The sequence below is a fragment of the Rheinheimera sp. B2H12 genome (assembly GCF_059620065.1).
This window is the reverse complement of sequence record NZ_CM184363.1, coordinates 609,342-628,141: the sequence shown is the minus strand read 5'-3', so window position 1 is coordinate 628,141 and position 18,800 is coordinate 609,342. Positions and strand designations below refer to the sequence as shown.

Genomic DNA, 18,800 nt, shown 5'->3' with positions numbered 1-18,800 from the left:
TCTATGAAGTTACAAAAGTTAATCGCTGTTGCGCTTTCCACCTGTATTGTCATGGCCAGTCAGGCTGCTGAAACCAAAATTGATGCAGTGGCTGCTGTGGTCAATAATTCAGTGGTGCTGGAAAGTGAAGTAGATGAAATGGTCGCCCGGGTGAAAAGTAATGCCGCCAAGCAGCAACAAACCCTGCCGTCGGATCGGGCATTACGGACCCAGGCGATGGACCGTTTGGTGTTGACCAGCTTACAAATGCAAATGGCCAAGCGGATGGGTCTGCAAATTACCGATCCACAACTGGATCAAACCATCCAGAATATTGCTGGCGAACAAAAAATGTCACTGGAACAATTCCGCGCCCAAGTGGTGCAGGAAGAAGGCAGTTATGAAGCATTCCGTGAGCGTTTACGGGAAGAAATCACCATTGGTGAAGTCATGAGAGCCAATATCCAGCGTCGTATTTATATCAGCCCGCAGGAAATTGACACTGTGACCCGGCTGATGGAAGAGCAAGGCGCCAGTAACGAAGAATACAACATCGGTCACATTCTGATTGCATTGCCAAGTCAGCCAGATGCGGCACAAATGAAAGAAGCAGAAGAAAGAGCCAACAAAGTTCTGGAGTTGTTAAACTCCGGCAACGACTTCAAGCGTATCGCGATGAACTCTTCTTCAGCTGAAACGGCACTGGAAGGTGGTGATTTGGGCTGGTTGAATATCAATGAAATGCCAACCTTATTTGCTGACCAAATCCGTGGCAGAAAGAAAAAAGACCTGATTGGCCCGTTACGTTCTGGTGCTGGTTTCCATATTCTGACAATTTTTGATATCCGTGGCAGCAATGTGGTGGAATTTGAAGAAGTGAATGCGCGCCATGTGTTGATCAAACCTTCGATCATTATCAGTGAAGAAAAAGCGAAAAACATGCTGGCAAAATTTGTCAGTGATTATAAAGCTGGCAAAGCTGATTTCGCTAAATTCGCCATCGAACATTCCGAAGATCCAGGTTCAAAACTCAAAGGCGGTGAACTGGGCTGGGCTGATCCGAGCAACTACGTACCTGCTTTCCGTGACACTTTGGCCAGCATGAAAAAAGACGAAATCAGTGAGCCCTTCCGCTCTGATTTTGGTTGGCACGTCATTCAGTTGCATGACCGTCGTACTGTTGATGCCACTGCCGAGAAAAAACGTGAGCAAGTGACCCGGCTGATTTACAACCGTCGTTATAATGAAGAATCCAGTAATTTCCTGCGCGAATTAAGGGATCAGGCATTTATCGAAGTGTTGGCGGAGACTGAATGACCCTTAGAATTGGGATTACACCAGGAGAACCGGCGGGGATAGGTCCTGATCTGGTGGTGCAACTGGCCCAGCAAGCCTGGCCAGTTGAACTGGTGGTCTGTGCCGATCCTGAGGTATTGACCGCGCGAGCAGCTCAGTTACAACTGCCGTTACAGCTATTGCCCTACCAAAGTGGGCAACCTGCTCAGCCGCAAGCTGCCGGCACCCTGACGATAGCGCCGTTTCAGGTGGCGCAGGCCGTGATCCCAGGCATTTTAAACGAAAACAACGGCCGGTATGTTGTTGATACTCTGACCTTTGCCGGCGAGCAGGCCATGAACGGTGGTTTTGCCGCTATTGTCACGGGTCCTGTGCATAAAGGCATTATTAATAAAGCAGGTATTCCATTTAGTGGACATACCGAGTTTTTTGCCCATCAGTCCAATACACCTTATGTAGTGATGATGCTGGCAACTGCAGGGTTGCGGGTGGCGCTGGCAACCACGCATATTCCATTGGCTTATGTCGCCAAAGCGATCACCCGCGAACGACTGCTGCAAGTATTGCGGATTTTGCAACAGGATTTGCAGCAGAAATTTGCCATTACCCAACCACGGATTTATGTCTGTGGTTTAAATCCGCATGCTGGCGAAGATGGCCATCTCGGCCGGGAAGAGCTAGATGTGATCATTCCGGCCCTGAATGAACTGCGTGCCGAAGGCATGGACCTGATAGGTCCCTTACCTGCAGATACGCTGTTTCAGCCAAAATATCTCGACAACGCAGATGCGGTCTTAGCGATGTACCATGATCAGGGTTTACCTGTGCTGAAACACAAAGGATTTGGCCGTTCGGTCAATATCAGCCTTGGTTTACCGCTGATCCGCACTTCCGTCGACCATGGCACTGCTATTGATTTAGCAGGCAGCGGGAAAGCCGATGCAGGCAGCCTGTTGCACGCGCTGGATCAGGCGATTTTTTTAGCGACTCAATCGAAATAAATTCATGACTGATAAAGTACATATGGGCCATACCGCCCGCAAAAGATTTGGCCAGAACTTTCTGCACGATCCTGTCGTCATCGAAAGAATCGTCAAAGCAATAGCGCCTAAACCTGGTGATCACCTGGTTGAAATTGGCCCTGGCCTTGGTGCATTAACTGAGCCGGTGGCTGAACGCAGTGGCCACTTAACCGTCGTTGAACTGGACCGGGATCTGGCGCAACGGCTGCGGGAACATCCGACACTGGCCGACAAGCTAACCATCCATCAGGGTGATGCGATGAAATTTGATTTCAGCAGCTTAGTCACCGCAGGTCAGAAGCTGAAAATTTTCGGCAATCTGCCTTATAACATTTCAACGCCATTATTGTTTCATTTGTTTGAGTTCACTGAATCCATTGAAAACATGCACTTTATGCTGCAAAAAGAAGTGGTCGAGCGGATGACGGCGGGTCATGGTTCCAAAACTTATGGCCGCCTCAGTGTGATGACGCAGTTTTTTTGCCACGCCATGCCGGTGGTCGAAGTTGGACCCGGAGCTTTTAAGCCTGCGCCTAAAGTTGATTCAGCCGTGGTCAGACTGATCCCAAAAGCTGACAGCGAACGCGATGGTGTACCAGTCACGGTATTAAACCGGGTCTGTCTGGAAGCTTTTAACCAGCGCCGTAAAACCCTGCGTAATTGTTTTAGCAATTTTGCCAGTGCCGAGCAAATTCAGCAGTTGGGGATCGATCCCTCGTTAAGACCAGAACAATTAGCGGTCAGCGAATTTATTCGGGTCGCCAAGTGGTTGTCACAACAACCGGAAACAACCTCATGACGGCAGCTTTTGATATTCCAATTCGGGTAGAAACCTTTTACATCGAACAGCAATCGGATGCTAGTGCTAACAGATATGTGTTTGCTTACACCATCACGATTCAAAATAACAGTGCAGAACAGGTGCAGCTGTTACGCCGCTACTGGTCAATTACAGATGCGAATGGTAAACATAGCGAAGTCTACGGCGATGGCGTGATTGGTGAACAACCAGAGCTGCCAGCTGGCAGCAGTTATAGTTATACCAGTGGTGCCGTGCTGGAAACTCCGGTCGGCACCATGCAAGGCCATTATGAAATGCGTAGTCAGTCAGGTATCGATTTTAACGCTGAAATTCCGTTATTTCGGCTGGCAGTGCCGCGGATCCTGAACTAAATGGCACGTTATGTCATTGGCGATGTGCAGGGCTGTTTTACGCAGTTGCAGCAATTATTGCAACTGCTCAACTTTCGCAGCGACAGGGATCAGTTATGGTTTTGCGGCGATTTGATCGCGCGTGGACCAGACTCATTAGCGACGTTAAGATTTCTGCGCGAGCTGGATGCGAATGTAGTCGCAGTTTTAGGTAATCATGACTTAAATTTCCTCGCATCTTTGTTCGGTTATGGCAAAATCAGCCGTGCTGATCAACTGGATGAGTTAATTCATGCCACGGATAAATGGCAACTGGCCGATTGGCTGCTGCAATTGCCACTGATCCATCACCTGCCCGCTGAACAACTCTTACTGGTGCATGCCGGGCTGGCTCCGCTGTGGACGCCCACTGAAGCCGTCACGGCGGCAACGGCGGCCTGTATGGCCATGCAACAACAACCGGCAGAGTTTTTCCGGCAAATGTATGGCAATCAGCCGGATTTATGGCAAGAGGCCACAACTTTGGCAGCACAACACAGATTCACTATCAATAGCTGCACCCGGATGCGTTACTGTTATCCGGATGGCAGATTAGAGTTACAGGAAAAAGGCGAAATCACGGCAAATCCAGACTTAGTGCCCTGGTTTCAATTCTGGAACAACAAACCGCATCCGCGAATTTTGTTCGGCCATTGGGCAGCTTTAAACGGAAAATGCCCACTGGACAGGATTGAAGCGCTTGACACAGGATGTGTCTGGGGTAATTCTTTAACTGCCTATTGTATTGAGTCTGAACAACGATATAGTGTAGCGGGGTATAAAAAACAACTATAATACAGTCGTTTTCCAGAGACACATGTAGGTCTTCAGACCAAGCCGCTCGCGGTTTTACGCGACAAATGATAAACCCGTTGGGAGTTCCATATGAAGTTAACTGTAGCACTGCGAATTGTAGGTGGCTTTGGTGTTATCTCACTGTTATTGCTATTTATCGGTATCACCTCTTATTCCAAATTAAGCACAATTCGGGATTCGACCAGTCTGGTCAATACCATCTCGATCCCGGCGCTGGAAAATAGTGCGGTGCTGCAAAGCGAATTTGTCAAAATGAGTAAAATCAGTTTGCAGGCGTTTTATGCAGAAGAAGTGAAAAAAGTCGGCGAATTAGAAACTCAATTCGCGGCTGAAAAAGCTTTATATGACGCCGCGGCAACGTCATTACAAAGTGTTGTGGCGGAAGAACCTGAATTAGCCAATAGCTTTAAACTGGTGTCTTCAACTTACGGCGACTTTATCCCGACCAGTAGCAGCTTATTTACTGACCTGAAAAAAAGCCTGACCTTACGGGATAAGATGGTGAGCCAACTGTCAGATTTGGAAGGTAATTCTGATGATTCAGCGTCATTAATCCTTGATTTTACCGACATCCGTGATGTCAGCCGTCGTTTTCCGAAAGCCTATAACGCCGCCAATGAAATGGAAACCAGCCTGAATTCGCTGGTCTCAACAGTGGTTGATTTAACCCGCACCAATTCAGCCGCGACCACAGAAACGCTGGCGAATGAAGTGAAAAACCGCATGACTGAAATCAGCGGTAAAATGGCTATTTTAACTGAAGAAGCAGGCAGCTCGGTTGAAATGGTGGCCGAACTTGATGAAAAAATAAACGAAATCAATGAATTATTAAATGGCGCTGATGGCATTATCGCTTTAAAACAACAAAAATTAGTCGCTGGCGATGCTGCTGAAAAAATGTTGGCCAAAGCAGAACAACAAACTGCCGATGCCGTGTCAGCTTTGAACCAGTTGTTGGCAAAAGCACGCAGTGCTGCCGGCGACATTCAGTCGGAAGCAGAATCCAGCGTCAGTAATGCCATTCTGATGATCTTTATTGTGGTCGTGATTTCGATTGCTCTTGCTGCCGGTATTGCATTACTGACGGTCCGTAGCATCACCACACCACTGGCCAAAGTCAATGAAGTGCTGGGCATCGTCGCTTTAGGCGACCTGACCAAGCGCCTGGATGATAGCGCTACTGATGAATTTGGCGAACTGGCACGTAACTGCAATAAAGTGATCAGCAATCTGCGGCAGTTAATCCAAGGTATTATTTCGCGTTCCACCCAGCTGGCCGCCGCTTCTGAACAAACCTCCGCCATTACTGTGCAATCGACTCAGTCGATTCGTGAACAAAAATCGCAGGTAACGCAAGCAGCAACCGCCACCACTGAAATGAGCAGTACTTCACAAGGCGTGATGCAAAGCTCCAGCGACGCACTGGCGGAAATTAAACACGCTGATAGTGAAGCTGAACGCGTGAAAGGTATTTCAAACAATAACAAACAGACTATTCTGCAGTTATCACAAGAAGTGGAACAAGCATCCAAGGTCATCAACAAACTGCATCAAGACAGCGCGTCTATCGGCAGTATCCTGGATGTCATCCGTGGTATTGCTGAACAAACCAACTTGTTGGCGCTGAATGCTGCAATTGAAGCAGCCCGTGCCGGTGAACAAGGTCGTGGTTTTGCCGTAGTCGCTGATGAAGTACGTTCACTGGCCAGTAAAACACAGTCTTCTACCCAGGAAATTCAATCGATGATCCAGGCACTGCAAAATGGTGCTCAGGCTGCGGTAGAGGCAATGAACAAAGGTCGTCGTCAGGCAGAAAATTGCGTTGCTCAGACTGAAATTGCCGATCAGGCGCTGGACTCTATTACCCATGCTGTCCATCTGGCACACGATATGAGCGAACAAATCTCTCATGCCGCCCGGGAGCAAAATCATGTCTCCCATGAAATCAGTAAACTGCTGGAATCTATTGTAAATATCGCTGAAGAAACAGCGGCTGGTGCTGAGCAAACCTCAGACTCAAGCCATGAAGTCGCCAGACTGGCTGAAGAACTACGTTTATCCGTTGATCAGTTTAAAGTCTGATTAAACCCCCGATAAAAAAAGCTCCTGCGGGAGCTTTTTTTATCGGGGCTCTGCCCCCCTTGTTATCGAGTCGAGCTTGTTTCACGCCATAAAAAAAGCCAGCGATGATGCTGGCAATGTTGCTTCAATGCAGAGGCAGTTTAATCACCGCCACCGGCACGTTCCTTTAACACTGCCAGTAACCCTGAACTGGCATGATTTGCTTCTACCCAGGCAATATCTTCTGAAGCGCTAATCTGAGCCGCAGGTAACTGCTTAATAATAAATTCACCAACACCGTTGGCATTACTGCTGACTGCAAAACGGACCATATTCTGACCGTTACACATAATGCCATCATAGATATTACGAAGTCTTAATCTGTTATCACTCAGTAATTTACGCAACCGATTTTTATCGTCGGCTTTAATATAATCGCACATTGATGCAGCCAATTGATCAGCAGCCTGCACCGGAGCAACCCCGACAGCTGCGGCAGTAAGCAGCGAACAACATACAATCGCTGGTATGAATTTCATAAAATACCCCTCAGACAATGAACATTAACAGCGAACTAATAGTAGCAACATGTGGTTAGCTGTGCAATCAGTCAGCAATAGAGGTATTTTTTTCCAGCAATAAAAACCTGTAAGGATATGGATTAAGTGCATCTGGTTGATGTGATTGAGCAGAAATCTGCCGCCAATCCGCTGCCGCCAGATAATCCGGGAAAAATGCATCTCCCGGCGTTTCATGTTGGATCAGCGTCAAATAAAGCAGGTCTGCATGGGGCAGCATCTGGCGATACAACTCGGCGCCACCAATAATCATCACTTCAGGCTCAGATTCAACCAAGGCTAAAGCTGCGGCGATGGAATCAACCCAATCTGCCGCCATCCCAGCCGGTGCGGGCTGCCGACTGACAATAATATTGCGACGCCCAGGCAATAAACGGCCAATTGAATCATAGGTCTTGCGACCCATGATCACAGGCTTACCTAATGTCACCGCTTTAAAATGCGCCAAATCCGCTGGCATATGCCAAGGCATTTGATTATTCAGCCCTATCACCCGGTTATTGGCCATGGCTGCCACTAAAGCTAGTTTCATCGAACGTCCTCTACGGCTACTTAACGCTGATAAATGACTTCGACATCGTAGTCATCTTCATCAAAATCATCGTCATCATCTAGGTCATCGGATAAATCCATCACTTGTTCATGATAGTCATCCCACTTAAACTGCACAGGATCAAGTAATTGTTCTGTCGGTTGTTCTTTTGGCAGCAGATCTAAATAGTTCTGGATTTCACGACACATCTGTTCAGTATTGGTGCGCGATGCCGCTGAAACCTGATAGACCGGGCCATCCCAGCCAATGGTCTCAATTACATGCTGCATAATGGCTTCCAGTTCATCTTCCAACACCAAATCAATTTTGTTGAAGACTAACCAACGTGGCTTATGCGCCAGCTTATCACTGTATTTCGCCAGTTCCTGAATGATAATCTGCGCATTTTCTGCCGGATCAGAACCGTCCGCTGGCAGTACATCAACCATATGCAGTAATAAACCACAACGTTCCAGGTGTTTCAGAAACTGGATGCCCAGACCTGCACCTTCAGAGGCGCCTTCAATCAGGCCTGGAATGTCTGCAATCACAAAAGACTTACTGCTTTCGGTTCTGACGACACCGAGGTTTGGCACCAGTGTCGTGAAGGGGTAATCAGCCACTTTTGGCTTGGCTGAAGACACAGCGCGGATAAAGGTCGATTTACCGGCATTTGGCAAACCTAACATACCAACATCAGCCAGCAGCAACAGCTCTAAGCGTAAATTCCGCACTTCACCTGGTGTACCATTGGTTTTTTTACGGGGTGTTCTATTGGTACTACTAGCAAAACGGGCATTGCCTAAGCCATGCCAGCCGCCTTTGGCAACCATCAATTTTTGGCCATTCTGGGTTAAATCCCCTAATGACTCATTGGTATCCACGTCAACGGCGCGGGTACCGACCGGGACCCGCAGCACTAAATCTTCACCGCGTTTACCCGTACAGTTGGTACTCATACCGTTCTGACCACGCTGGGCGATATGAATTTTTTCAAACTGAAAATCAACTAAGGTGTTTAAGTTGGTATCTGCCAACAGGTAGACGTCGCCACCATCGCCACCATCGCCCCCATTTGGACCACCTTTGGAGACAAACTTTTCCCGGCGGAAACTGATTATACCGTTACCACCGTCACCGGCTTCGACGCGGATTTCCGCTTCATCTACGAATTTCATCGACTATATCCTGCTGTTGTTACCGACGGTTTAGTATAAACCGAATGCGCAGAATCAGCTAAATCTGACAGATGTCTGCGCGGTGCCAGTCTGCTGACTGGAAATTTTGCTTGTGGCCTGTGGCCAGTTCAAGCGCTGTATGAAAAATTCACTCAGTTCCGGTGTTGCAGTCAGCGTTAAAGTACTGACCGCCGAAAGTAAAAAAAACCCCGCACTGGGCGGGGCTTTTTCCGGAAACTTTCGGATTATTCGCTGACAATGCTCACGAACTTACGATTGTATTCACCTTTCACTTCAAACTGAACTTTACCATCAGTTAAAGCGAATAAAGTGTGGTCTTTACCGATCCCAACGTTAGTGCCAGCGTGGAATTTAGTACCACGTTGACGCACGATGATGTTACCAGCTAAAACTGATTCGCCACCGAAGCGCTTAACACCTAAGCGTTTCGCTTCTGAATCCCGACCGTTGCGTGTACTACCTACACCTTTTTTACTTGCCATGAGTCGTTACTCCTGAATTAAGCACTGATGCCAGTAATTTTCACTTCAGTAAACCACTGACGGTGGCCAGCTTGTTTACGTGAGTGCTTACGACGACGGAATTTGACGATTTTAACTTTATCGCCACGGTCATGATTGACCACTTCCGCAGTTACTTTACTGCCTTCAACTAAAGGAGTACCGATTTTGACTTCTTCGCCATTGACAATCATCAATGCTGCGAATTCAATGGTTGCGCCCTTTTCTAAGTCCAGTTTTTCTAGACGAAGGGTTTGGCCTTCAGTCACACGGTGCTGTTTACCACCACTTTGGAAAACCGCGTACATAGTTAACTCCGTACAGATCACGCCAGCCAGATAAGGGGCGTGTTAATTATATTCACAGGGCGCGAATTGTACGCAATTTCCCCTACTGTCGCAAGAGGAATTCTGAAAAAGATCAGCAGATCACAAAATGATCGACTTTTAGTTTTGCCGATCTGGCTCTTGGTGTAGAATCGACTCACTTTAACCGTTGGTGCAGTTATTCAGAATGACGCTCGATGAAATCAGGCTGTTAAGTCAAGACGACATGGCAGCAGTGAACCAGCATATATTTTCCCAGCTCAGCTCCGATGTTGCTTTAATCAATCAGCTCGGTATTTATATCGTCAACAGTGGCGGTAAACGTTTAAGGCCGCTGTTAGCGGTACTGGCAGCCAGAGCTTTGGGTTATCAGGGTCAACAACATGTGACCCTGGCCACTATCATTGAATTTATTCATACCGCGACGTTATTACACGATGATGTGGTCGATGAATCGATGCTACGGCGCGGCAAAGAAACCGCAAACGCAGTGTTTGGTAATCAGGCCAGTGTCTTGGTCGGTGATTTCCTTTATACCCGCTCTTTCCAGTTGATGGTTTCGCTGGGTCGGATGCGGGTGATGGAAATTCTGGCCGATGCCACCAATATCATTGCGGAAGGTGAAGTGCTGCAGTTGATGAATATCAATGACCCGGATACCACAGAACAAAGTTATCTGCAGGTCATCTATTGCAAAACTGCGAAGTTGTTCGAAGCTGCCACTCAGTTGGCGGCAGTGCTGTCTGATCAGGATGAAAGCGTGATCAAAGCGATGCAGGCTTATGGCATGCATTTAGGCACTGCTTTTCAATTGATTGACGATGTATTGGATTATCAGGCCAACGTGGATGAACTTGGCAAAAATATCGGTGATGACCTGGCCGAAGGCAAACCAACGCTGCCGCTGATCCATGCCCTGAAACATGGCAACAGCCAGCAACAAGCGCTGATCCGCGAAGCCATCCTGCAAGGCAATGGTTTAAGCCGGCTGGATGACATTATGGCGGCACTGACTGAGACCAAAGCCTTCGACTACACCCGGCACAAAGCCGAACAAGAAGCGCAAAAAGCCCGTGATGCCATCGCGTTTCTGCCAGAGACAGCTTACAAACAAGCTTTACTGACACTGGCTGATATGGCGGTAGAACGTAACCACTGATCGGCGTACCATACTAAAAAAGCCAGCAGATGCTGGCTTTTTTCATGGTTGATTGCCGTTGATAACCACAGTCAGCAACGGCACAGTTTCTGTCATTAAGCTTTATTGACGAAGTCTTCACCTAAAGTGATATCTGCTTTTAAAGTTGGCAGCATATCATGCATGGCTTTTTCTTCATAAGCACTTAAAGTACCGATTGGCAGCAGTGCTTCCACACCATTTTTGCCTAAGGTCACTGGCTGAGCGAAGAAACGCGCGTATTCGCCATTTCCTTCAACATAAGCGTATTCAGTGACAACTTCGCCCTGCAGACCTTTGACTAAAGAGACACAGAAACGAGCTGCAGCCTGCCCCATGGACAGTGTTGCTGATCCGCCACCGGCTTTGGCTTCAACGACTTCAGTACCTGCATTCTGAATACGGTAAGTTAATGAAGCAACTTCTTCATCGCTGAAGCTTACGCCAGCAACCTGAGACAGCAATGGCAGAATGGTTGTACCGCTATGACCGCCAATGACAGGAACGATCAGTTCAGCCGGGTTTTTACCTTTTAATTCACCAACAAAAGTCTCAGCCCGGATCACGTCCAGCGTCGTGACACCAAACAGACGTTTCGGATCATAGGTACCAGCTTTTTTAAACACTTCAGCAGCAATCGCAACTGTGGTGTTGACTGGGTTGGTGATAATACCGACCAAGGCTTTTGGACATTGCTGCACAATAGCTTCGGCCAAAGTTTTCACCACACCGGCATTGATGTTAAACAGATCAGAACGGTCCATACCTGGCTTACGCGGCATACCGGCGGGGATCATCACGATATCAGCGCCAGCTAACGCTGTGTTTAAATCTTCTTTACCATGACCAGTCACTTTGACAGCTGTCGGGATATGGCTTAAATCGACCGCAACACCTGGCGTCACTGGCGCCAGATCATATAATGCTAAATCTGTGCCGGCTGGCAGATTTAACTTCAGTAATAAAGATAAGGCCTGACCAATACCACCAGCAGCACCTAATACGGCAACTTTCATGCTATTCTCCCAATTAACGGTTCATTAAAAAACGCGCCCAACAATACTGAAATCACGCGCAAATTACAAATGACTTACGCCTAAAGTCTAGGGTTTGCCCCCCATTTTAGCGCAATTAAACCGATTTTACTGCCATGACTGTCCGGCTGTGTTAACTTTGCTAGCATTGGCCGGAAAAATTGATAAGAACAGCAGATGATGACCAAACAATCCAAACAGGAAGCGCTGATTTCAGCCTTCAAATCTTTATTAAAAGAAGAGCGTTTTGGCTCTCAGAGTGACATTGTTGAAGCGTTAAAAGCCGAAGGTTTTGATAACGTCAGCCAGTCTAAAGTTTCACGGATGCTCAGTAAATATGGTGCAGTCCGTACCCGCAATGCCCGTCAGGAAATGGTGTATTGTTTACCGCCGGAATTGGGGGTACCCACCACCAAAAGTCCATTACGGCAACTGGTGCTGGATATTGAACACAACGATGTGATGATCATCATTCGTACCAGTCCGGGGGCGGCACAACTGATCGCCAGATTGCTGGATTCAGTGGGTAAAGCGGAAGGTGTACTCGGCACTATTGCCGGTGACGATACCATTTTCATCGCCCCGACCAGCGTGAAAAATATCAATTTTACGCTGAAAAAAGTCACGGAATTATTCGAGAAAGTTTGACCCGTCTACCCACTCAGGCAGGTTTAGTCGTTCTCTCGGTCATAAACCTGCCTGCTGTTCAATAAAACTGATGGAGGGGGCAAAAAACACGGCACCGGCATCAGCCTGGGTATAGTCCAGCAACAAGTCATAGTCGGCAACGATCGCCTCCGATTGTGCCGCAACAGCGCTGGTTTCTTCCGGGTTACCAAGCGGATATCCTACCCTTTTTGCTAACCAGGCTGGATAAGCTAGGCCACTGCAGGAAAAACCCAGGCATAACAAGCCTTGCACTTTTAACTGGCCAAAGGGCATATTCTGAAATAGCAGCGGCAGTGGCTGCCCGGTACCATCAACCAGCGCCGCTTTATTGGCATGACTGTTTTCCAGCCGTTGTGCCATTGCCAAAAGAGTACCGTCCATTTTTTTCCGCCCGATAATTGCTTCTTGCTGTGGCTGTGTCAATTGTTGCCAACGGGCCAGATCCAACCGATAACGCTGAAAATGCAAGTAACTGCCAGCGGCAAAACCGGGTTGCTGCTGCTCAATTAACGCCAGCGCTCTTTTACGCCGGCCTTTTGGCGCATCAGGTTGGTCAATAAAACCTGTCAGTTCCCTGCCATCCAGATAACGAAAACTATGGATTTGCTCAGCCACGTCCACATAGGACTGCAGCAACTGATAACTTTGCTGGGCAGCCAGATGGAGTACATCATAACGGTCGGAGCGAATTTGCAAAAACAGATCATAAGGTTCGGCTGGCATTTTGATTTCATCCAGCAGTAAAGAAGGAAAAGGCTGAAAATCTGCTGGCCGGCAAGACGGGTAAAGTGTATCCCAATAATTGACTCCAACAGCCACCACTGCAGAAAGATTCGCTTCCGAAAATTGTTCTGACAGACGTTGCATGAGCGCCGGAATTTTTGCCAGTTGCCAGCGTAGTGTCGCCTGATTACCATCCCGGGCGTTCAGTAAAAATACCAATCCATGTAAATTTGGTTCTGCACAAATGCCTAACTGCTCACGCGCCATGACTCTGCCTGAATGCCCTACTGGGGATTTATGAAATAAAACAAGAATATAATTACAACGAACAGAATACCAGAGTTTCAGCAATGACAGCCAAATCTGCTATAGCCGTGTGAGATATATCTCACAAATCAGTGAGCAATGACAGATTCTTACCTCTGACTAACCAAACAAAAAAACAGTAAGTCTTTGTTTTTAATTTAAAACTCAACACAAAAAGGCCGTGACAATATTATTTCAAACCATGCCATGTAGGAAAAGTGCCTCTATGGCTATGCTTTTTTGCGCATAATATACCTACTGAATGCACGGATGCAGCCATAGCTCAACACGGCGATGGCGACGAACGGATAAGTTTAGCAAGGAACACGTACAGTGCGCTGACATCAGGATGATGTCACAGGGACAAAGGACGACGCTGGACGCGTATTGGCATCAGGATGATGTCACAAGGATAACGGACTACGCTGGACGCGTATTGGCATCAGGATGATGTCACAAGGATTACGGACTACGCTGGACGCGTATTGGCATCAGGATGATGTCACAAGGATTACGGACTACGCAGGACGCGTATTGGCATCAGGATGATGCTAAAAGGATTACGGACTACGCTGGATGCGTATTGGCATCAGGATGATGCTAAAAGGATAACGGACTACGCTGGATGCGTATTGGCATCAGGATGATGCTAAAAGGATAACGGACTACGCTGGATGCGTATTGGCATCAGGATGATGCTAAAAGGATAACGGACTACGCTGGATGCGTATTGGCGTCAGGATGATGTCACAAGGATAACGGACTACGCTGGATGCGTATTGGCATCAGGATGATGCTAAAAGGATAACGGACTACGCTGGATGCGTATTGGCGTCAGGATGATGTCATGAAGGACAACGGACAGCTTTGGACAAGTTTGCAGTACAACATTGCTTTTGCGATGTTTGCCCGGCACGGATGTTGCTACCTTCACAGCGCACTTTCTACTCCTGTTGGAGCAGGGATGACTAGCCCGCAAGGGTAAAATATGGATGTTATCAAAGTCTTATGGTAGCCGCACTTTTTAGTGCGGCTTTCCTTTTTCTGCAGCTGACAAAATGGTTTTGACCGAGCAGAGCCGCCATCGCCTATAAATGCTGCATTCAGCCAGCACGACGATGGGAATGATCCCCTGCCTGGCAAAGGCGACAGATGAACGCAGACAGATGAAAGATTTTCACTTGTTAGTTTTTGTACTTTCCGAGCAATAAATGTACTGCTACATTACTGCTGCTGCCAAGAACAACGGCAAGCATGCTGCGCAGTCAAAGCTAACATTATAAAAAACCCCGCAGGCATGAACCAGCGGGGCCGTCTGATAAAGACAAAGGACAAGGATAGACGACTTAGTGGGTCTGGTTTGTTTGCAGAGTGGCCATCCGGGCTGGGTTGTTCACTCTGCAAACCGCTCCTGACAAGTCCCCACCGAACTTGCCAGACTGCTTACTTGGATGATCCAACAAACTCAGGATAGGCTTCAATGCCACATTCTGACCGGTCTACACCATCATATTCTTCCTGCTCAGTGACCCGGATACCCATGGTCATTTTCAACACGGTCCATACCACCAGACTGACGCCAAATACCCAGACAAAGATAGTCGCTGCACCTAGTAACTGACCGGCGAAACTGGCGGAATCTTTGGTCAAAGGCACAATCAGCAAACCAAATAATCCGACCACGCCATGCACAGAAATAGCCCCGACCGGATCATCAATCTTCAGTTTATCCAGGCCAATAATCGCCATCACGACAATCACACCAGCAATCAAACCAAACAGAGTCGCCTGTAATGGGGTTGGCGTTGAAGGTTCAGCCGTGATCGCGACCAATCCAGCCAGCGCACCGTTCAGAACCATGGTTAAATCGGCTTTACGAAACAGTAGCATCGATACCACCAAGGACGCCAGTGCACCACCAACGGCCGCCATATTGGTGTTGACGAACACCATAGCGACCCCATGGGCATTGCCAATATCGGCCAGCTTCAACATGGAGCCACCGTTAAAACCGAACCAACCTAACCACAGGATTAAAGTACCGAGCGTTGCCATCGGCATATTGGCACCAGGGAAAGCATGGGTTTTGCCATCTTTGCCATATTTGCCTTTTCGTGCGCCTAACAGCAACACCCCAGCTAAAGCCGCAGCCGCACCTGCCAGGTGAACAATCCCTGAGCCGGCAAAATCAGAAAAACCATAATCTGCCAGCGTGTACAGACCAAATACTGACTGACCACCCCAAGTCCAGGAACCTTCCATTGGGTAAATAAACCCAGTCATCACCACGGCAAAGGCAAAGAAAGCCCACAATTTCATCCGCTCAGCGACAGCACCGGACACAATAGACATCGCCGTTGCCACAAACACCACCTGAAAAAAGAAATCCGCCGCTTTGGAGTACATGGCTTTACCGGTAAAGCCATTTTCCCGCTCAGCAAAACCAGCCAGTGTGGCATCTACATCCAATGCTTCAATGCCAGACAGGAAATATCCACCGCCGTACATCAGTTGATAGCCACAGACCAGATACATCAAACAAGCGATGGCATACAACACGAAGTTTTTGGTCAGGATTTCAGTGGTGTTTTTCGACCGGACCAGGCCAGACTCCAGCATGGCAAAGCCAGCTGCCATCCACATCACCAAAGCACCACACACCAGGAAATAAAAGGTATCGAGGGCAAACTGTAAATGAAAAATTTGTTCTTGCATAAGCTACTCCTAGATGGCTTCTGAGTCCATTTCACCTGTCCGGATCCGGATCACTTGTTCCAGATCGTACACAAAAATCTTACCGTCACCGATGCGACCGGTATGAGCAGCTTTGGCAATCGCGGCTAATAAACGATCAACGTTCTCATCCAGAGTGGCGATTTCCAGTTTGACCTTCGGCAGAAAATCCACCTGGTACTCGGCACCGCGGTAAAGTTCGGTGTGGCCTTTCTGCCGGCCAAAACCTTTGACTTCCGTCACCGTCAGGCCCTCTATTCCAATGTCCGCGATGGCTTCACGGACATCATCAAGCTTAAATGGCTTGATAATGGCACATACCAGTTTCATATTTTTATCCTTTTTGGCTGTGGCCGGGCGCAAACCAGACCAGTGATTTATTGCATTCGCCAAATAGATAAGGAAACCTTGTGCCATGTTTTTATTTTCATAAAAATCATTTAGTTAGGCATGAATCAAAACCGAAGGGTAAAAAAAACGCACCATCTAGGTGCGTTGTTTCACTGACTAAGTGCAGCCGGGACCACTGCGTTGCTGTTGCTGATACTTTTGTTCCCGGTACAAATAAGAGGGTAGTTGAACCTGTGCCAGCGCCCGCTGATAAGCTGCTGTGCTGGCTGGTTGTTCGCTGAGTTGTAAATCATGGCGGGTAAAATCATATCGACCACTGTGTGCCTGCTGATTCGGTTTGAGCACAGTCACCTGCTCGGGCTCAAGCAAAGCAAAATAATCATCAAACTGGATCAGCGCCCGGCCAGGGCTGGTTCTGTCCAAGGTTAAATCACGGCCAACCATCGGATGACAGGAAGAAATGCCAGCCATCGACAACAGGGTTGGCGCTAAGTCGACCTGACTGCTCAGCACCGATAACTTTTCTGGCACCACATCAGCGCCAAGAATTAACCCTGGAATTTGAAACTTATTAATCGGGATCAGCTCATTGCCATAGACTCTGTTGTCATGATCGGCCACGATCAAAAACAGCGTATCCTGCCAGTATGGGCTGGCTTTTGCCTGACGAAAAAACTGGCCCATCGACCAATCGGCATATTTCACGGCATTATTGACGGTATCTTTTGGCTGTTCATGCAGCTCGATCCGGCCATCCGGAAACTCAAAAGGTTCATGGTTAGAGGAAGTAAAAATCAGGCTGAAAAAAGGTTGCGCTTGCTGATGTAACTGCAATAGTTGCTGATGCGCAGTTTGAAACAAATCTTCATCACTGGCGCCCCAACTGCCGACAAAGGCTGGTTTTTTCATCCTGGGTAAATCAACAATATCGCTAAAACCGTTGCCGGTAAAAAAGCTGCGCATATTGTCAAAATGGGCTTCCCCACCATACACAAACTGAGTGTGATACCCCTGCGCTTTTAAAATAGACGCCAGAGTGGTGAAATTGTGTTGACTGTTTGATAGCTTCACCACACTTTGTGCTGGTGTCGGCAGATAACCTGCAACCACAGCTTCAATACCACGGACCGAACGAGTACCTGTTGCATAGAGTTGTTCAAACCAGATGCCTTCGGCTTTTAACTTTTCCAGCTCAGGCGTGACCGCCACCCCGCCCAGCGACTGCACAAAAGTTGCCCCCATGCTTTCCTGCAACACAATGACAATGTTCAGTGGTTTAGGCCGTTGCACCGTCGCTTGCTGGTAATGCAAAGTTGGAAACTTAGCATCGCTGAACTGATAAGATTTCAACCAGGGCCAATCCAAAGCTCGCTGCAGCATATCAGTTTCAGCTAATTTACCATATTGTTCCGTCGAACGGGCCTCATGACGCATACTATAAACCGCATAAAACACCGAATAAGGCGAACTGATAATCAGTGAATTCACCAGCGCGTCGGCGGTTATAGCAAACAGCGCCGGATTGGCCGGTCTGTGGTTAGTGGTAGAGCGGATAGCAGCAAACACCAACAGCACAATCAGCGGCCAGCTCAGCCATAACTTGAAGTTTGTGGTACTTTTCTGCCGGCATTTGGCTTTTGCTAACAAGCGGGCAGCCAGATATAACAGCAACAACGTCAGGCCAGTGCCTAATAACAACGGCAAACGGAAGCCCTGCCACAAAGTGGCAAAGACTTCTTTCGGGTATTTCAGATATTCGACATAAAGCCGGTTTGGCCGCACATCATATTGTGCAACAAAAGAAGGTGTTGATAACTCAATAAAGACAATGAGCGTCAGCGCCAGTAAGCTCCAGCCAAAACAAAACTGATTCCAGCTGTTGAGCCAGCGCGCCCTGCCCCAGAATGGAGCCAGCAACACTGGAATAGCCACCAGCATCCCCAGCAAAATTAAATCCGCACGTAAGCCTTGTAGCAGCATCCAGCCAACGGAACCAGCATCACTGACCCTGTCCCATTGCCACAGCATCAAACCAAGCCGGCTTATTGATAACAACAACACACTGAGCAATACAAAACTCAGCAATATTTGATAAGGTCCGCTCCAATTCAATACACGGCTTAATACATTCTTCGCAAACACACATTTCCCCTGCACTCTGCAACCACCTCAGCATGCAAACTTAAACTTAAGGTTTCCTTAAATTGCAGCTGACGACAGCAATCGATAACAAACGGGCTGAAACAATTTCAGGCCGTTATTTCGATCCTTATTATTTTAGCGAACGAACTTAACAGTTCTGTCATA

Annotated in this window: 18 protein-coding genes; 8 read left to right on the top strand and 10 right to left on the bottom strand. The window is 47.9% G+C overall.

What is annotated here, in order from left to right; genetic code table 11:
* The first annotated feature begins 3 nt into the window (after positions 1–3).
* From surA to AC53GJ_RS02770, 6 genes are all read left to right on the top strand, one after another.
* Entirely contained in the window at positions 4–1,296 is a 1,293-nt protein-coding gene (gene surA / locus AC53GJ_RS02795; RefSeq protein ID WP_496731015.1) for a peptidylprolyl isomerase SurA, read from the top strand.
* A complete protein-coding gene (gene pdxA, locus AC53GJ_RS02790; RefSeq protein ID WP_496731014.1) occupies positions 1,293–2,276 on the top strand; it encodes a 4-hydroxythreonine-4-phosphate dehydrogenase PdxA in 984 nt (327 codons plus the stop codon). Before surA ends, pdxA begins: the two co-directional genes overlap by 4 nt.
* Positions 2,277–2,280: 4 nt before the next feature.
* The gene (gene rsmA, locus AC53GJ_RS02785; protein ID WP_496731013.1) at positions 2,281–3,096 is read left to right on the top strand and encodes a 16S rRNA (adenine(1518)-N(6)/adenine(1519)-N(6))-dimethyltransferase RsmA; all 816 of its coding nucleotides are present in this window, start codon (positions 2,281–2,283) and stop codon (positions 3,094–3,096) included.
* Entirely contained in the window at positions 3,093–3,470 is a 378-nt protein-coding gene (gene apaG, locus AC53GJ_RS02780; protein WP_496731012.1) for a Co2+/Mg2+ efflux facilitator ApaG/CorD, read from the top strand. The genes rsmA and apaG overlap by 4 nt, the downstream gene beginning before the upstream one ends.
* Positions 3,471–4,283, top strand: a complete 813-nt coding sequence (locus tag AC53GJ_RS02775; protein ID WP_496731011.1) for a symmetrical bis(5'-nucleosyl)-tetraphosphatase — start codon at positions 3,471–3,473, stop codon at positions 4,281–4,283.
* A gap of 90 nt (positions 4,284–4,373) precedes the next feature.
* The gene (locus AC53GJ_RS02770; protein ID WP_496731010.1) at positions 4,374–6,386 is read left to right on the top strand and encodes a methyl-accepting chemotaxis protein; all 2,013 of its coding nucleotides are present in this window, start codon (positions 4,374–4,376) and stop codon (positions 6,384–6,386) included.
* Between the two features lie 140 nt (positions 6,387–6,526).
* Here AC53GJ_RS02770 and AC53GJ_RS02765 read toward each other — a convergent pair whose 3' ends face one another.
* The 5 genes from AC53GJ_RS02765 to rplU all read right to left on the bottom strand — a co-directional run bounded on the left by AC53GJ_RS02765 (position 6,527) and on the right by rplU (position 9,482).
* Positions 6,527–6,904 (bottom strand): DUF3718 domain-containing protein, encoded by a 378-nt coding sequence (locus tag AC53GJ_RS02765; RefSeq protein WP_496731008.1) that lies wholly within the window; start codon positions 6,902–6,904, stop codon positions 6,527–6,529.
* Positions 6,905–6,971: 67 nt separating this feature from the next.
* Positions 6,972–7,451, bottom strand: coding sequence for a type 3 dihydrofolate reductase (gene folA, locus AC53GJ_RS02760; protein WP_496732756.1), 480 nt, complete (start codon positions 7,449–7,451; stop codon positions 6,972–6,974).
* Positions 7,452–7,495: 44 nt separating this feature from the next.
* Positions 7,496–8,653, bottom strand: a complete 1,158-nt coding sequence (cgtA, locus tag AC53GJ_RS02755; protein ID WP_496731006.1) for an Obg family GTPase CgtA — start codon at positions 8,651–8,653, stop codon at positions 7,496–7,498.
* A gap of 245 nt (positions 8,654–8,898) precedes the next feature.
* Positions 8,899–9,156: a 50S ribosomal protein L27 gene (rpmA, locus tag AC53GJ_RS02750; protein ID WP_496731005.1), complete on the bottom strand. Its 258-nt coding sequence runs from the start codon at positions 9,154–9,156 to the stop codon at positions 8,899–8,901.
* A gap of 17 nt (positions 9,157–9,173) precedes the next feature.
* Complete coding sequence (rplU, locus tag AC53GJ_RS02745) at positions 9,174–9,482, bottom strand: 50S ribosomal protein L21 (RefSeq protein ID WP_496731004.1); 309 nt, start codon at positions 9,480–9,482, stop codon at positions 9,174–9,176.
* A 205-nt stretch (positions 9,483–9,687) separates the two neighbouring features.
* Between rplU and ispB the strand changes: the two genes are divergently transcribed.
* Positions 9,688–10,659, top strand: a complete 972-nt coding sequence (gene ispB / locus AC53GJ_RS02740) for an octaprenyl diphosphate synthase (RefSeq protein WP_496731003.1) — start codon at positions 9,688–9,690, stop codon at positions 10,657–10,659.
* A gap of 95 nt (positions 10,660–10,754) precedes the next feature.
* On the opposite strand, the gene mdh is transcribed toward ispB, so the two are convergent.
* Positions 10,755–11,693 (bottom strand): malate dehydrogenase, encoded by a 939-nt coding sequence (gene mdh, locus AC53GJ_RS02735; RefSeq protein ID WP_496731002.1) that lies wholly within the window; start codon positions 11,691–11,693, stop codon positions 10,755–10,757.
* Positions 11,694–11,888: 195 nt separating this feature from the next.
* Between mdh and argR the strand changes: the two genes are divergently transcribed.
* The gene (argR, locus tag AC53GJ_RS02730) at positions 11,889–12,359 is read left to right on the top strand and encodes a transcriptional regulator ArgR (protein ID WP_496731001.1); all 471 of its coding nucleotides are present in this window, start codon (positions 11,889–11,891) and stop codon (positions 12,357–12,359) included.
* 39 nt (positions 12,360–12,398) lie between these two features.
* Here the strand turns inward: argR and AC53GJ_RS02725 are convergent, their stop codons facing one another.
* The 4 genes from AC53GJ_RS02725 to AC53GJ_RS02710 all read right to left on the bottom strand — a co-directional run bounded on the left by AC53GJ_RS02725 (position 12,399) and on the right by AC53GJ_RS02710 (position 18,635).
* Positions 12,399–13,370, bottom strand: a complete 972-nt coding sequence (locus AC53GJ_RS02725; RefSeq protein WP_496731000.1) for a Dyp-type peroxidase — start codon at positions 13,368–13,370, stop codon at positions 12,399–12,401.
* Between the two features lie 1,482 nt (positions 13,371–14,852).
* Positions 14,853–16,124, bottom strand: coding sequence for an ammonium transporter (locus AC53GJ_RS02720; protein WP_496730999.1), 1,272 nt, complete (start codon positions 16,122–16,124; stop codon positions 14,853–14,855).
* 9 nt (positions 16,125–16,133) lie between these two features.
* On the bottom strand, positions 16,134–16,472 hold the full coding sequence (locus AC53GJ_RS02715) for a P-II family nitrogen regulator (RefSeq protein WP_496730998.1): 339 nt from the start codon (positions 16,470–16,472) through the stop codon (positions 16,134–16,136).
* Positions 16,473–16,649: 177 nt separating this feature from the next.
* Positions 16,650–18,635, bottom strand: a complete 1,986-nt coding sequence (locus tag AC53GJ_RS02710; RefSeq protein WP_496730997.1) for an LTA synthase family protein — start codon at positions 18,633–18,635, stop codon at positions 16,650–16,652.
* Positions 18,636–18,800 lie beyond the last annotated feature (165 nt).